General features: G+C 43.1%; 16 protein-coding genes. 7 read left to right on the top strand and 9 right to left on the bottom strand.

Features of this window, described 5'->3' with window-relative positions; genetic code table 11:
- The first annotated feature begins 252 nt into the window (after positions 1-252).
- Positions 253-1,515: a 3-isopropylmalate dehydratase large subunit gene (locus EO93_RS08830; RefSeq protein WP_048162093.1), complete on the top strand. Its 1,263-nt coding sequence runs from the start codon at positions 253-255 to the stop codon at positions 1,513-1,515.
- Positions 1,516-1,584: 69 nt separating this feature from the next.
- On the top strand, positions 1,585-1,899 hold the full coding sequence (hisE, locus tag EO93_RS08825; protein ID WP_048162092.1) for a phosphoribosyl-ATP diphosphatase: 315 nt from the start codon (positions 1,585-1,587) through the stop codon (positions 1,897-1,899).
- A gap of 159 nt (positions 1,900-2,058) precedes the next feature.
- Here hisE and EO93_RS08820 read toward each other — a convergent pair whose 3' ends face one another.
- A complete protein-coding gene (locus EO93_RS08820) occupies positions 2,059-2,934 on the bottom strand; it encodes a CBS domain-containing protein (protein ID WP_048133733.1) in 876 nt (291 codons plus the stop codon).
- A gap of 672 nt (positions 2,935-3,606) precedes the next feature.
- On the opposite strand from EO93_RS08820, the gene EO93_RS08815 reads away from it, so the two are divergent.
- Positions 3,607-4,620 (top strand): NOG1 family protein, encoded by a 1,014-nt coding sequence (locus tag EO93_RS08815; RefSeq protein WP_200895022.1) that lies wholly within the window; start codon positions 3,607-3,609, stop codon positions 4,618-4,620.
- Positions 4,621-4,918: 298 nt separating this feature from the next.
- Here the strand turns inward: EO93_RS08815 and EO93_RS08810 are convergent, their stop codons facing one another.
- The 7 genes from EO93_RS08810 to EO93_RS08780 form a co-directional block, all read right to left on the bottom strand.
- Positions 4,919-5,854, bottom strand: a complete 936-nt coding sequence (locus EO93_RS08810) for a cytochrome c biogenesis CcdA family protein (protein ID WP_235284169.1) — start codon at positions 5,852-5,854, stop codon at positions 4,919-4,921.
- 421 nt (positions 5,855-6,275) lie between these two features.
- Complete coding sequence (locus EO93_RS08805) at positions 6,276-7,388, bottom strand: pyridoxal phosphate-dependent aminotransferase (RefSeq protein WP_048141171.1); 1,113 nt, start codon at positions 7,386-7,388, stop codon at positions 6,276-6,278.
- A gap of 127 nt (positions 7,389-7,515) precedes the next feature.
- Complete coding sequence (hxlB, locus tag EO93_RS08800; RefSeq protein ID WP_048141169.1) at positions 7,516-8,130, bottom strand: 6-phospho-3-hexuloisomerase; 615 nt, start codon at positions 8,128-8,130, stop codon at positions 7,516-7,518.
- A gap of 275 nt (positions 8,131-8,405) precedes the next feature.
- Positions 8,406-8,918 carry a hypothetical protein gene (locus EO93_RS08795; RefSeq protein ID WP_048133740.1) on the bottom strand — a complete coding sequence of 171 codons (513 nt, stop codon included), beginning with the start codon at positions 8,916-8,918 and terminating at the stop codon, positions 8,406-8,408.
- Between the two features lie 14 nt (positions 8,919-8,932).
- Positions 8,933-9,292 carry a DUF2073 domain-containing protein gene (locus tag EO93_RS08790; protein WP_048133813.1) on the bottom strand — a complete coding sequence of 120 codons (360 nt, stop codon included), beginning with the start codon at positions 9,290-9,292 and terminating at the stop codon, positions 8,933-8,935.
- Between the two features lie 5 nt (positions 9,293-9,297).
- Positions 9,298-9,939 (bottom strand): Era-like GTP-binding protein, encoded by a 642-nt coding sequence (locus EO93_RS08785; protein ID WP_048133742.1) that lies wholly within the window; start codon positions 9,937-9,939, stop codon positions 9,298-9,300.
- Between the two features lie 459 nt (positions 9,940-10,398).
- Positions 10,399-11,394: a phosphate uptake regulator PhoU gene (locus tag EO93_RS08780; RefSeq protein WP_082107612.1), complete on the bottom strand. Its 996-nt coding sequence runs from the start codon at positions 11,392-11,394 to the stop codon at positions 10,399-10,401.
- Positions 11,395-11,636: 242 nt separating this feature from the next.
- Here EO93_RS08780 and EO93_RS08775 point away from each other — a divergent pair, with 242 nt between their 5' ends.
- From EO93_RS08775 to EO93_RS17400, 4 genes are all read left to right on the top strand, one after another.
- The gene (locus tag EO93_RS08775) at positions 11,637-12,518 is read left to right on the top strand and encodes a shikimate kinase (RefSeq protein WP_048162141.1); all 882 of its coding nucleotides are present in this window, start codon (positions 11,637-11,639) and stop codon (positions 12,516-12,518) included.
- Positions 12,515-12,802, top strand: coding sequence for a chorismate mutase (locus EO93_RS08770; RefSeq protein WP_048133745.1), 288 nt, complete (start codon positions 12,515-12,517; stop codon positions 12,800-12,802). The genes EO93_RS08775 and EO93_RS08770 overlap by 4 nt, the downstream gene beginning before the upstream one ends.
- 21 nt (positions 12,803-12,823) lie before the next feature.
- A complete protein-coding gene (locus EO93_RS08765) occupies positions 12,824-13,219 on the top strand; it encodes an AIR carboxylase family protein (RefSeq protein ID WP_048162089.1) in 396 nt (131 codons plus the stop codon).
- A 247-nt stretch (positions 13,220-13,466) separates the two neighbouring features.
- The gene (locus tag EO93_RS17400; RefSeq protein WP_156161271.1) at positions 13,467-13,625 is read left to right on the top strand and encodes a hypothetical protein; all 159 of its coding nucleotides are present in this window, start codon (positions 13,467-13,469) and stop codon (positions 13,623-13,625) included.
- A gap of 85 nt (positions 13,626-13,710) precedes the next feature.
- On the opposite strand, the gene EO93_RS08760 is transcribed toward EO93_RS17400, so the two are convergent.
- The gene (locus EO93_RS08760) at positions 13,711-14,382 is read right to left on the bottom strand and encodes a diphthine--ammonia ligase (RefSeq protein WP_048133750.1); all 672 of its coding nucleotides are present in this window, start codon (positions 14,380-14,382) and stop codon (positions 13,711-13,713) included.
- Between the last annotated feature and the right edge of the window lie 118 nt (positions 14,383-14,500).

Genomic DNA, 14,500 nt, shown 5'->3' with positions numbered 1-14,500 from the left:
TACAATCTATAAATTAGCCCTCTTGAGTGCAGAGAAAAGGATCGAATACTGTTGCACTTGCAGTGCAACTCCCAGAAAATCTCTGATTTCCTGTGATCCCGAAGCGAAACTCGGGCGGCGCAATTCGGGCGGAAAAATTCTGCTATTCCTGCCCTGAATTTCATTTATGTTCGGAATCATCAATTAAATTTATTTATTAGAAAGCGCCAGTTATTCCCCATGACCGGAATGTCTGGTAGTGACAATCGCCCGATGACCGTTTCGGAGAAGATCTTTTCGAAGGCCTCCGGAACTCCCGTTAAAGCCGGGGATTTTGTACTGGCAAACATAGACCTGGCAATGACCCACGACATCACAGGTCCGCTGGCAGTCCAGGGCTTTTACGAAATCATGAGAGATGAGGAAGAAAAAAAAGTCTGGGACCCCAGCAAAATCGTAATCATATTCGATCACCAGGTCCCTGCAGACTCAATTAATGCCGCACAAAACCATATCATGCTAAGGAAGTTTGCGAAAGAGCAGGGCATTTTAAATTATGATGTGTATGAAGGAGTCTGCCACCAGGTCCTGCCTGAAAAAGGGCATGTGCTGCCCGGAGACCTGGTTGTTGGTTCTGACTCCCATACCTGTGCATACGGGTCTTTGGGGGCATTTTCTACCGGAATAGGATCTACTGATATGTCAGCCGTTTTTGCTACAGGCAAACTCTGGTTCAGGGTTCCTGAGACCTTCCGGTTTGAAATCGAAGGTAAACTGCCGAAGCACGTTTACTCCAAAGACCTTATCCTGCATCTTATCGGGGATGTCGGGGTAGAAGGTGCCAGGTATATGGCAGCCGAGTATGCAGGTTCGACAATTCGTTCCCTCTCCATCCCTGAGCGCATGACCATGTCCAACATGGCAATCGAGATGGGAGGAAAAGCAGGAATCATTGAAGCCGATGAGGTTACCGAAGCATACCTGAAAGAGCGTATTCCGGGCTATAAACTTGACCCGTACTGGAAGTCTGATGAAAGTGCTAAATACCTGGAGGTCAGGCATTATGATGTCTCTGACCTTGAACCCCAGGTAGCCTGCCCTCACAATGTTGATAACGTAAAGCCGGTAACTGAAGTAGAAGGCACGAAAATTGACCAGATCTTTATGGGCTCCTGCACAAACGGCAGGTTCGAAGACATCAAGCTCATGGCGGATATCATGGGTGACGAACCGGTTGCAAAAGATGTGCGCCTCCTTGTTGTGCCCGCTTCAAGGACAGAATACATGAAACTGTTAAAAGCCGGGTATATTGAAAAACTCATGAACGCCGGCGCAATAGTAGAATCTCCCTGCTGTGGACCATGCATGGGCGGCTCTTTCGGCCTTCTCGGCCCGGGAGAAGTTGGCCTTGCGACCTCCAACCGCAACTTCAAAGGCAGAGAAGGAAGTGCAGAATCATTTGTGTACCTTTCTTCCCCTGCAACAGCAGGAGCATCCGCTCTCACAGGAGAAATTACCGACCCCAGGAAGGTTTGAATAACCCTCCTGTTTTTACTTCTTTTGAATTTTACCATAACTGAGTATTTATCTTAAACAGGTGTTAGAATGCCGGAGGCTGACTTATCCATTTTAAACAGGGTGTATGAGATCATCCTGGATCGAAAACAGAATTATGACGAAAATTCATATGTCTGCAAACTTTTAAACCACCGCAAGGGTATGAATAAAATCCTTGAGAAAGTGGGAGAAGAATCTATTGAAACTATACTTGCAGTCAGGAACGAAGACCATAAAGAAATAGTCTCGGAGAGCTCAGACCTTATTTTCCATCTACTGGTAATGCTTGCAGCAAACAACGTTACCCTTGATGAAATCGCAGAGGAGCTAAGTGCCAGGCACGAAAATATGAAAAGAGACTGAATAAAGAGATTTAAAACACGATAAAAGGTTAATAGAGGCAAAATATAGAGGCAAAATAAGAACCGAAAGGACTAAAGAAATATTAAAAGAAGCTGAGAGGGTTTGAAGACCCGGGACTTCTGTCCTCCGGTCTGACGTACCCTTAATTAAATTGCAGTTTCAATACACCGCAAGTTCATTCAACACATCGGTTTTTGACAGGGTTCCTTTTGGAACTCCGTTGATTGTTACAATCAGTCTTCCAACGTTATATTTATGGAAGAGTTTTACCACATCATAGAGCTGCATGTCTCCATCAACAGTTATCAGCTCTTTTGTCATTATGTCCTTAACCTTTACATTGGGTTTTCCCTGTGCAATGGCATGTGCGATATCGGTGTAAGTAATTATCCCTACGATTTTTCCTTTGTCTTCCACAGGAGTTCCGTGTACATTATTCCGGATAAAAAGCCTTGTTGCTTCCTGAATACTGGCATTGAAATTCACAAGCAGCGGAGGATACTTCATATAATGTTTGACATGTTTTTTAGGCAGGGAGATCATTTCTGTAATGTTAAAAAGGATTGCGTTATTGGTGTCATCCCTTCCTGTAACTTCTCCACGGACTATAAGACGGTTTACAGGTGTTGGACCCACCTGAAGCTTATCGTCCATTACAAAGTCCTTGATATTTCCTATTACCCTGATTACCCCGTTACAGGCATCGGGATTCCGGACGGTCGTAAAGCTGATTTCTGCAGCTGTTGCCCCATTAACGATTACATTATTCCTGTAGAGCGGAACAACGGATTCGTTTTTCAACTGCTGGATGCGTAAAGAATCATATGCTGCCCCTGTTGGTTTATACCCTCCCTTTGGCCCGGGGACACCCTCGACTAGTCCAAGAGCCTTTAATAATTGCATCTGGTTGCGGACTGTCCCAGGGTTTCTTTGGATAACTTCGGCAATTTCTTCCCCTTTAATTGCCCTATCTTTTTGCCGCTGAAGGTTAATTAATGTAATTATAATGTCTTTTTGAATCGGAGTGAGTTCCATACTACCACCATCAATTTCATATACCTTGTATCAGGATGATGTATAATATCTATACATCAAGAATACCTATACGTTGAAAATCTATATATCGAGAATAGTGCATCACTTAATTTACCATAATTAATGATTATAAATTCCTTATACAAATTATAATTACAAATATAAATAAAGTCCGGTTCTGCTTAGAAATACAGCTTGTTTCATGTCTGTATTTAAATTATTATAATAATTTGTAATAAAACTCTTAATAAATTATTATAATAATTTGTAATTAATACTCTTGATAGAACCATAATTGTAATTTGGTTATTGATCATGTAATAGACAACAATAAATTAAACAGTAATTTTACAGTTATTAAATACCGCTCCAAATCTATCTTAAGAGAAGTACCTCAGAAGACTTCAAACTTATATTAATATTTCGTATGTTGCGGTATTTTAAGACCAGAACTTAATCATGTTTCCGGGCAATAATTCCGGTATTGTAAGTTTTGGGCAGAAAACGCTTGGACTGAAGCTGTTCAGATAATCCGGATAAGAAAAGCAAAGAAAACCCGCTAAGGAACTTTTGCGAAACTTTTGCTTACGGACTTTAGATTGTTCTGTTAAACTTCTTCACTCAGAAAAACCTTTATATAAATTAAAAGAGCCCCCAGAGGGTTAGAATATTATGATCTTTGAGAAAATTCACACAGTTCCTACTTCAGAGGAGTTAACTAATAAAGCTTTTAAACGGGCAGCAAGAGCTATGTCCGGGAAAACTATTGAGGGGAGGGACAGCCGGCTCAGAGCCAACGAGTCCATGGTACTGACGGCTGCAAACATTTTCACTGATAACCTTGCAAATATAGTCAGGCGTTTTCCAAGTTTTGAACAGTTGCCCACATTCTATTATGAACTGACCGACGTCCTTGTAGGTGTCGAGAAACTCAAGATGTCTCTGGCATCCGTGGACTGGGCAAGCCGGAAGATCCATGAAGTTGCAAGAAGCTATGTCGGAAAAATCCGGGATGCCGATCTTCCCGAGCCTGTCCGAAAAGAAGCCTTCGGAAGGATTGCATCCATTGTCAAGTCCATCAATAAGGACCTTCTCTTCCTGAATGAAGCCAGAAACATTCTCAGAAAACTCCCTGATGTCCAGGACGAGCCAACGATTGTAATCGCTGGCTATCCCAATGTAGGGAAGTCAAGTTTTGTTACAAAGATTACCGGTGCAACCCCTGAAATTGCTCCGTATCCCTTCACAACAAAAGGAGTAACCATAGGTCACTTCACACGGGATGGAGTCCGTTATCAGGTTATGGACACCCCGGGTCTCCTTGACCGCCCTATGGCTGAGAGAAACAATATTGAACGGCAGGCAATTACCGCAATCCACTTCCTGGATGCAGTTGTAATGTTCATTATTGACCCAAGCGAGAGCTGCGGATATGAGATTGAAGACCAGAAACGCCTGCTTGCTGAAATTCGGGAAAACTTTAACCTTCCTATGCTTGTGGTTGCCAACAAAGCTGACAGGCCAGAGTTCAGAAAAATAGATGAGGTTGAGCTGAACATATCCACAATTACCGAAGAAGGAATAGAAGAGGTAATGAGCAAGCTTCTGGAGCTGATTGAAGAAAAGCGTCGTCAGTCTTTAGAAGAGGCCTCAACAGAAGAGCCGGATGAGGAATCCACTTTCTGATTCCTTATCTTACCTGTATTTATTTTCAGGATATGTTTTATCCAGAACCCTGTTTCATGCAGGATTTGTTGTTTAGGCCAGAATCCGATTTTAGTTGGAATCCGATTTTAGTTGGAATCCGATTTTAGTTGGAATCCGATTTTAGTTGGAATCCGATTTTAGTTGGAATCTGATTTTAGTTGGAATCTGATTTTAGTTGGAATCTGATTTTAGTTGGAATCTGATTTTAGTTGGAATCTGATTTTAGTTGGAATCTGATTTTTGTTAGAATCAGAATTTCAGATCTTTTTCTGGCTACTCAGAGTATCCTGAGCTGCATCAACAGGGCAAGGGCAATAAGAATCAGCCCTGTTATCAGCCTTATCTCCACTCTTCTTTTTTCTCTGAACTCCGTGACTTTTTTCGGGCTGAGTCCGAAGGCCAGCAAAAGGCCAAGGCACATTACAGGCAGCAGAAGTCCAAGGTTGTATATTCCCATGTATGCTATTCCTCTTGCTATATCGGTTTTTATTGCCAGCATACTCAGGATTGAGAGATAGATTGCTCCGACGCAGGGGGCTTTGACCAGGGAGAACATGCTTCCTGCAAGGAAGGACAGAAGCAGGAGGTTTTTTTCACCCATCCTGCTCATAAAGTCCTTCAGGGATTTCGGAGTCCTGAAGGTCGATTTTGCATGTGTTCTCAGCCAGTAGGCATCATAAATGTGCCAGAGCCCCAGCAAGGTAGTCAGCAGGATTGTAATTACCGTAAAATGACTCCGGACTTCAGGCAGGAAACTGACAGTACTCAAAATGCTTATCCCTGCAAACATATACATGGTGAAAATTCCTGCAGAAAAGCCCAGGGTAATTTTGAGCATCTCTTTTCTTCCTCCCTGCTGGGCAAGGGTGACAGAAGCCAGGAAAGCCATTACTGCAAGCAGGCAGGGATTAAAACCGGCAAGGATGCCTGCAACCAGGATTAAGAAGGGGCTCATTATCTCAAGGTGGTTATTTTTTCCTTCTCTACTTCCTGTTAAAGGAGGTGAGGATTCCGGGGTGAAAAGCAAAGCCGGAGTTTCGAGGGTTTCCAGCAGAAGAACTTCTATGGTGTTTGCGCTTCCGTAAAAATAGCCATTTGATCTGTTTGGAGTTGAGATCGCTGAACCGGAAGCAGGGCTCAGCAACAAAAAAACAGATATGAACACAAGAGTTCCCTTAGTTGCAGCCAGCGGGAACATAGATCGCTTTTTCATACTTCTCTTCCGAAACTATTCTTGTGGAAACATCCAGAAATTCCCCTTATTGGTGACACATACTTTTTTATACAGACCGCTTTCAGCGAATACCTCCGATGCGCAGGAATATTTTTGGAAATATCACTGGTTAAAAAAAGCTCATTGCAAAATAATATCGATTAGCTGACAGTGGAAAAATTGCAAAAAGCTCTTTTCTTTATATCAAGGTATCTGGATGCCTCAATATAAATACTCCCAAAGTAAACGGTGTTTTCCCATAAACAGGGAACTGAATAAAAATAGAGGTGCAAAGAAAAGGAAAAGTTGAACAAAAGGAAGAGAAAAGAGAAAAGAGAAAAGAGAAAAGAGACATGAAAAGGAGTTTGAATAAAGGAATTGGAAAAAAGGAAGAGAAAAGATCTTTCTCTTTAAAAAAGTCTCAGAGCACTTTTTCCATAATACTCAGGGATTTTTCAATATCTTTCATTGAAGCTGCATAGGAAATCCTTATGTAACCATCACCTGCGCTTCCGAAGGCTGTTCCCGGGACAACGACAACACCATTTGAGATCAGTTTTGAGGCGACCTCTGCGGAGTTTGAGACTTTAGGGAAGGCATAGAAAGCTCCTTTCGGAAGAGCACATTCCATTCCCAGATCGTTGAGCCCTTTTACAAGCACGTCCCTGCGTTTCCGGAACTCTTCACGCATGACATTGACAGAGTCTTTTGGTCCGGTCACTGCGGCATATGCAGCCTTCTGAGCGACTGAGTTTGCACACGCCTGTATATACTGGTGCACTTTGAGCATCTGGGCTATGTACTCTTTTCTGCCTGCCAGGTACCCGAGCCTCCAGCCTGTCATAGCATAGCTTTTTGAGGTCGCATTTACAGTGACCACATTATCCGAATAACTGGCAGGGCTTACGTGTTCGCCTTCATAGATGAAGTACTCGTAGACCTCGTCAGAAATGATGGTTATGTTGTGGTCGTCTGCAATCTCGGCAAGAGCTTTGATATCTGCCCTGCTTGAGACAGCGCCTGTTGGGTTGGAAGGGGAATTAAGGATAATGGCTTTTGTCTTAGGGGTAATTCTCTCAAGAACTGATTCCGGCTTCATAGTAAGGTCTTCTGCAAGGGGGACGCTTACCACCTTTCCGTTCATGATCTCCGTCAGGGCATTATAGGACACAAATCCGGGATTTGAGATCAGGACCTCATCTCCCGTATTGAGGAGGGCTGCAAGGGCAATGGTAAGGGCTTCAGATGCTCCTGAGGTTACAATTATTTCCTGAGGTGAGACAGAAAACCCATTTTCCTCCTGGAATTTGTGGCTCAGGGCTTCTCTCAGTTCAGGGATTCCGGAACCTACGGTGTAGCCTGTAAAACCTTCATTTATGGCTTTGATTGCTGCGGCTTTTATGTGTTCGGGAGTATCGAAGTCAGGCTGCCCTAATCCGAGGTTGATGGCATCTGAGCCTGCAGCTTCGAAAATCTTTCTGATTCCGGATGTATCTATCCTGGATACGTTTTCTGAAAACTTAATTTCCTTCAAGTTGCGCCCTCCTTATATCCCTGCAAATTATATCCTTTAAAATCCTGCTTTTTCTTAAGTTACCCACTATTCCGGTTCCCGGTTATTTTAACGGTTATTTTAAAGCCATTATTCAATGCTCAATCCATTATTCGATATTTGTGTGCCTGGATTTGAGTTCTGCTTCCGAAGCACCTGTAAGCGTTATCAACTGGGCAATCAATGAGTCCAGGAAAACAAGTGAGATGATTTCAAAAGCAGTTCCCAGCGGAGGTGAATTCTTGTAATCTCCTCTCATGCTTTTTTCAAGGGAGCCGCCTACATCATGATCATTTTTGGTCTTGCTCGGAAGGATCATGGCAATATCAGAGATTTTGCCGAGTGTGGACTCCTTTTTGGAGGTGACAGTTATGAGGGTTGAGCCAATATCCTTTACTATTTTTCCCAGGTCTGCTATGGAACGGGTTTCTCCAGATCCCGAAATGGCAATCACAACATCCTGTGGACGGACAGCGGGGGTTGTGGTCTCTCCTACAACGTACACAGTGAACCCGAGATGCATTAGCCTCATTGCAAAAGCTTTGGCAACAAGCCCGGACCGCCCTGCTCCCATTAAAAAGACCCTTTCCCCTCCCAGGATCTTCTGAAGCATGCATATTATAGCTTCGCGGTCAAGCAGCTTAATCACCTCGTTGATGTTTTCCACGATAAATTCCATTGATGAGATTACATCTTCGCAGTCTTTTACCTGATCTTTTTTCATATAAGTTCTCCAAAAAGTATTGAGTTGAGTTCTCAATAAAGTAATAATTATAATAATTGCTTAACTTTTTATTTACTTATTTCTACCGGATAACTGAATAATAATCTCAAAACTGGCGGAGTTCCTGAGACTACGACTGTAAACACTAGAAATATTGAGATTATAATTCCTGAAATCCCTTCCAGATAACCTTTTTTCATTTTCTTAAACTTATTGGTAAGGATTTCAGGATAAATTTCTGGAAGCTTCTTTTCATCCCGTTCTGCGCCGGAACTTTAACGGTTTGTTTGCGGCTCAGTCTTATAATTAATAGCTTTTAATTCCCAGTTGTCAATATTATTTTTGAATTCCTTGTAGAGCCGCTGGATATCGCAGTCACTCCCGTTCCAGTAGAAGTCCTTACGTACCTCTCCTTTATGGAGTTCTTCAAGTACGAACCTGGATAGATGGAAGAGAGCTTTTTTGTTGGAAAACGGAATGCTGTAGTTTACACGATAGCCGCCGGCTGTTTTACCATAGGACACCAGTATGTACCCTTTGCTTTCATACTCCGTGATCTCATCAAAGTCACAGATGATCTCAAACTCGTGAACAGTAGAAGGGTCTACCTTTGAGATTCCTATCAGTACCTGCGCTATGATGTAATCAGGAACCTTTCGTCCGAACCATACTGCAATTTTCCCGTAGGTACAGACTACGTTAACGTCGTTCCTGCCCATCTCAAAGGAGCCTAGGGGCTGGGGAGAGGATATTTTTGCTTCCAGGTCTTGGGTCTTCTGGGCACACATTGTTTCCACTTCGTTTACTTACTTGCAGAGACAAGTGCACTGATCAGATTCCTATCCTTTTTTAGAGTTTTGAGCTGGTTTGCGGGCCCTATGACCGTAAGTCTCTTGTTGCTCTGTTTTTTGAAAAACTTTCCCAGCAGGGAAACGTCCGTGTTTGCAGGGTAGCTTTGCATCTCTATTCCAGAAAACACATCCGGCTGAATTGCTGACATTGTCATCTCAATTAGTTTTGCTTCCTCCATAGGGTTGAGACCCTTTTCAAGCACAAGGATTTTACCTTTCCGCACCTCATCGATTATGTATCGAACTTTTTCCATCGAAGCCATTTGAGAAATTCTGGCTTCGGATATCAGATCAAGTTGGATTCCCTGCATTTTGATCACCCGAACTGTTTGGCCAGAGCTTCGTAGAATGAATCCATTCCCACTCCGTCAAGCGCCGAAACAGGTACCATAGGGTGTTGAGGAAAGGCTTCCTTTATGACTCCTGGATCAGCGTCAGGAAGGTCTACTTTGTTTGCTACAATAAGAAGCGGCAGGTTTCTGGCTTCCATGTTCCCTATAACGGTTACGTTTACCTGCGTATAAGGATTTTCAGTGGAATCCATTACCAGTATGACTCCGTCAAGGTCATCCAGCCATTTGACAGCTTCAATTACGCCTTCTGTCGCTTCTTTTGACCTCTTCTTTGATTCTGAGTCACTCATTCCCTGTTCCATGAAATCATGGAAGTCGATCTTTGTCGCAAGCCCGGGAGTGTCCACAATATCAAGGCTGATAGTATGCCCGTTAGTTTCGATAGTGACTGCGTTTCTTCTTTTTGCATGCCTGGTTTCGTGGGCAATATGTGAAACCGAGCCCATGGTTTCCTCGCCTCCGACCCAGTCCCTGAGAATGCGGTTACTAAGGGTGGTCTTGCCGGCATTGGGGGGGCCGTAGATGCCTATGCATGCTCCTTTTTTCTTGAACAGTTTGTTAAACACTTTTGAAAAGCTTACCTTAAATCGTTTTATCATATTCATGGCTTCCCTCCATTGGGAAAAGCATAACACCAAAGGATTTCTCGGATTGCTTTCCTTTATGGGTTTACTGGTGTTTTCGTGACCTTTTCATTTAAGTGATCCATGCATATAAATAATTTCCATTTGTTAAGCTGCGGAAATCAGAGAACTTGGAGATACTGACATCTCCCTTCCGATATACCTGGAATAAATAGCAAACATTGCATTCTTTCTATGTGAAATATAGAAAGTGCCTCCGTGAAATAACACCAGAATATAAATAAATTACTTCTTATCGCCTGATTTCCGGATATCTTTAATAAAAAACTTTTTTATAATGAACTTTTTCAGCCCATCTGTAACTCTTTTCATTTCCTATTAAATTTTTATGTTTGTACTGATGTTCTGTACTTTCCTTTATATTTTTTCCTATTTTTATTCATCATCTCTTAAAAATATAAATGATTTTTATTTGTTCCCTCATTTGTCCCTTATCGCGGAATTTATGGCGATCTCAGCTATGTTAGAACCAAGGTCTCCTATTCTTGAGAGACTGTCTACGATCATCCCCAGGGAGATCATGATTTCATGGGATTCAAGTTTGAGAATATACGCATGCAGTTCCGTTACACGCGAGCTCATACCGTCTATACTGTCTATTACCTGGTTCGCAAGAGAGGTGTCAGCATTATAGAGAGCATCTACTGCCTGCTTAACGAGTCCCATGTAGGTGTTGCTGAGGTCCTCTATGACTTCCATCACGTCTTCCCTGAATGGCTCCTTCATTTTTGAGGCAACGTTTGCAATCCTCTGTGAATGGTCTGCTATTCTTTCGATAGGGCTTGCCGCCATTCTGAAATCATGATATTCCTCGATACTTGTTTCCGAGGAATCGGGCATTCTTCCTCCGCAAAGCACGGAACGAAACTGTTTGGAAATCAGAAGACACAACCTGTCGACCTCGTCATCCCTCTGGCTTACATCAAGAGCAAGGTCATGGTCAACAGTTTTGAGGGCTCGTATGGCATCTTTTTGCATGGAGCCTGTAATCAGGAACATCCTGTGTATACCTTTTTTGATATGGAGTTCATTGGGGTTAAGAAGGTCCTGAATGACCACGCAGTTTGAGCTTTCCTCAATGATTTCAGGGCCTATGAGCTTGTAACACACCTTCCGGATGACCTGTTTCTGCTCGGCAAGTATTCTTTTTGAGGTAAACTCCATCCTGTCATAACCATAGAGGTATGCAGCAATGATATCCCTTTCCAGAGCTTTTGCCTCATAGCCTGTAACATCGATACTTTTCGTTTTTATCGTGTGCCCTTCCAGAATAGGGTCAATCAACAGTTTTCCGTCTGGCTGAGCCTGAATGGATACTCTCATCCCTGTTTCGATTCCTACTTTTTCGGCCCACTGTTTAGGGAGAGAAATAATATAAGTGGATCCGCCTGTCTGCTGTACTTTTCTGGTCTCTATGTGGATTCCCCATTTTCGGTTGCTCAGGCCAGGCCTGGAAGTTAGATGATGCTCACTCCATATTTATAGTATTTATTAGTGTTTAGATAAATATGCAATATATATAATTTGGCTTCACTATGTATATTTAGGGGCTTCTTCCTTTTTGGCAGATAAAATCCTGAACCCTGTATTTAAGTTTACCTCACTTTCTGCTCTGAAGAGAGGTAAAAAATATTAAAGATCAGAGCATTCTGGACATGATGACACTTGAAGGGCGTGCCTGCGCTTTCGGGGCTGGAACCATAATAAACGCCATAGCTACATGGAAAGGTGCAGCGTTCGGGATAGACTTAAAAACCTTTGCAAAGGTGGAACTCTCAGAGGGTAAATCTGGCATTTTTGGCTCAATTGAAGAGATGCCTGAAGGAGACACTCGCCTTATAGAACGCTGTGTAGAACTCGTCCTTGAGCGATTCGGGCTTGACCTCGAAGGTACGATAAGTACAGGAAGTGAAATTCCTCTTGCAGGAGGGCTCAAGAGCAGCAGTGCCGCAGCAAACGCTTCAGTCCTTGCAACTCTCCGTGCAGTTGGTGAGATCCTGCCTCCTCTTGAGATCATAAAATTGGGGGTAAGGGCTGCAAAAGAAGTGGGAGTTACGGTAACAGGAGCTTTTGATGATGCCTGTGCCTCCTTTTTAGGTGGGATTGTTGTCACTGATAACCGAAATATGGAACTTATCAGGCGCGAAGAAGCCGATTCAAAAGTCCTGATATTTACCCCGATAAAAAAGGCTTTCAGTGCGGACACAAATGTGAAACGTTCCCGGCTGATTGCACCTTATGTAGAAATGGCATACGGGCTTGCCCTTGAAGGGGAATACGAGCGCGCAATGACACTTAATGGTTTTCTTTACTGCGGAGCCCTTGGTTTTGATACGGAATACATGCTCAGGGCTCTGGAGTGCGGAGTAAAAGGAGTTAGCCTTTCCGGAACCGGCCCTTCCTACGTAGCACTGGTGAAGGCCGAGCAGGTAAAAGAACTTAAATCTGCCTGGGAAAGCTGCGGTATGGAAGGAAAGGTCCTAGAGACCAGTATAAATAACAGAGATGCGATATCCTTTAACAGGGAGAGGTCCTCTTGAGTGAACTTGAAGCTGTCCGCAAAGAAATCGAGGAGATTGACAGGGAAATCCTTTCCCTCATTGATAGACGAGTTAACCTTGCTGAGAAAGTGCTTGAATCAAAAAGAATAAATGGAACCTCCATAAATGACCGTAAGCAAAACGAGGTTGTAATAAACAGGGCATTAAATATTGCAACCGAGCTCAACCTTGATTTAGGATCGGTAAAGGAAATTTACGAAATTCTTATCAGGATGAGTATTGAACGCCAGAACGAATTAAGTGGAAAGGGAAGCCTGCCCTGACTTGCCTCAAAGGAGTAAAAAATGGTCGACATCTCACTGATTATGGGCTCTGAGTCCGACAGATCAATCGCCAACCGCGCGGTTTCTGTTCTTGAAAAGAGCAAATACACTTACGAAGTAATGGTTATCTCTGCCCACAGAAACCCTGATGAGCTTGAGAGTTATGTTTCAGGTACAGACGCAAAAGTCTTTATCACAATAGCAGGCCTATCGGCAGCCCTTCCCGGAGTTGTGGCTTCCAGGACAAAAAAACCTGTAATAGGTGTACCTGTAAGCGCAAAACTTGGCGGGCTTGATGCTCTTCTCTCCATAGCCCAGATGCCTCCTGGAGTACCTGTGGGAAGTGTAGGGATTGACAACGGAGCAAACGGTGCACACCTTGCTCTGAGAATTCTGGATTTAATCGAAACCCCTTAATTATTTTAAGAATACTGGTTTTAATTTGTTCACTGCGGGAGTTAAATTCCCTAAACCAGTTTTCATATTTTTTCATATATTCCCATATGTAATCATGTTTGGGTCTTCCACCTTTACGGAGGTGATCTTTTTGAGTAAAAACAAACATGAAATTCTTCAAATAACAGGCACAAATAAATGAAAGTACTTTTCAAATCACAGTCCTTTCATTCCAAAGAGAAGACAGGATATGAAGAGATAAATCAGAATGGAAAAAGTGTATAGAATTATCAGTAAATTGTATTGGGGGATAGGGCATCTGAGTATTGGAAGTGTGGGGATATGGGGGATAAAAGAGCTGGTTGAGGTTTACAGCGAGAAAAGATTTTTTTTCTCAGATGCCTTACTTAATAAATATCTCGCATAATATATAAAAATGAGCATATACTGCGAGGTTTCAGGATATTCTTGCAGTACCTATATTTTTTCGGGCTTCTGCCAGTTATGAAAAATCAGTTCTTATCGACCAGTCTTGCATCCAGGATCTTTAAGGAGCCTGCATCACCTTCCCATTCAACTTCACTTTTTACAATTTCTATGCGCTTTTTGAAGAAAGGAGCATCAAGGACTACGGTTTCGTATTCTCCGCCTTCCCCTGCCATATGGACCATGTACCTGCGGTTCAGGGCTTTGAGGTTTTCTATTGAGTTCACATTAATAGGGCGGCCAAGCCAGGACTGGTCCATTCCATTGGCTGCAACTCTGACGATCCTGATATCGAGAACTTTTGCCATCTCATACAGGAGTTCTTCAGGGTCCCTGTGCCAGAGAGGGGCATATACTTTAAGCCCGAGGGAATCGCAGATCTTCTGTACCCTGCTTGCCTGGTACTGCGACTCAATAGCGCCTACAGACACACCGTCCACGTTCACCTTCTTCAGAGCAAGAGTAAGGTCATCAAGCTCAAGTTCCTTAATCCCGCTGGACTGCTGCTGGATCAACGGGATTTCACTGGCGGCAGAGATCAGTTCTACCATATGGAGGTTGATTGAGTGGTACATGTAGGAGTCATCCCTTGCGGGAATAATACTGATGAGGTGGGTTACCTCGTGTCCCTCTTCAAGGGCTTTGTGGATGGCAAAGACCGAGTCCTTGCCGCCAGAAATCAGTGCTGCTATTTTCATCTGCATCCTCTTCTGTAATTCCGTTTTTTCGTACTTCCAGGTTATAATTCGCGGATTATAGTTCGGGAGTTTTTATATAACATTTTATATGTATTTCCCATTTCAGCCCGCGTTCCAC

This window comes from Methanosarcina sp. 1.H.A.2.2, assembly GCF_000979975.1.
GTDB lineage: Archaea > Halobacteriota > Methanosarcinia > Methanosarcinales > Methanosarcinaceae > Methanosarcina.
Note: the sequence above shows the minus strand (reverse complement) of the source record. Positions and strands in the feature narration are given on the sequence as shown.

Coding starts and splice junctions, on each gene's coding strand:
- EO93_RS08830 (WP_048162093.1), top strand. CDS start 253: ATGACCGTTTCGGAGAAGATCTTTTCGAAGGCCTCCGGAACTCCCGTT.
- hisE (WP_048162092.1), top strand. CDS start 1,585: ATGCCGGAGGCTGACTTATCCATTTTAAACAGGGTGTATGAGATCATC.
- EO93_RS08820 (WP_048133733.1), bottom strand. CDS start 2,934: ATGGAACTCACTCCGATTCAAAAAGACATTATAATTACATTAATTAAC.
- EO93_RS08815 (WP_200895022.1), top strand. CDS start 3,607: ATGATCTTTGAGAAAATTCACACAGTTCCTACTTCAGAGGAGTTAACT.
- EO93_RS08810 (WP_235284169.1), bottom strand. CDS start 5,854: ATGAAAAAGCGATCTATGTTCCCGCTGGCTGCAACTAAGGGAACTCTT.
- hxlB (WP_048141169.1), bottom strand. CDS start 8,130: ATGAAAAAAGATCAGGTAAAAGACTGCGAAGATGTAATCTCATCAATG.
- EO93_RS08795 (WP_048133740.1), bottom strand. CDS start 8,918: ATGTGTGCCCAGAAGACCCAAGACCTGGAAGCAAAAATATCCTCTCCC.
- EO93_RS08790 (WP_048133813.1), bottom strand. CDS start 9,292: ATGCAGGGAATCCAACTTGATCTGATATCCGAAGCCAGAATTTCTCAA.
- EO93_RS08785 (WP_048133742.1), bottom strand. CDS start 9,939: ATGAATATGATAAAACGATTTAAGGTAAGCTTTTCAAAAGTGTTTAAC.
- EO93_RS08775 (WP_048162141.1), top strand. CDS start 11,637: ATGACACTTGAAGGGCGTGCCTGCGCTTTCGGGGCTGGAACCATAATA.
- EO93_RS08765 (WP_048162089.1), top strand. CDS start 12,824: ATGGTCGACATCTCACTGATTATGGGCTCTGAGTCCGACAGATCAATC.
- EO93_RS17400 (WP_156161271.1), top strand. CDS start 13,467: ATGGAAAAAGTGTATAGAATTATCAGTAAATTGTATTGGGGGATAGGG.
- EO93_RS08760 (WP_048133750.1), bottom strand. CDS start 14,382: ATGAAAATAGCAGCACTGATTTCTGGCGGCAAGGACTCGGTCTTTGCC.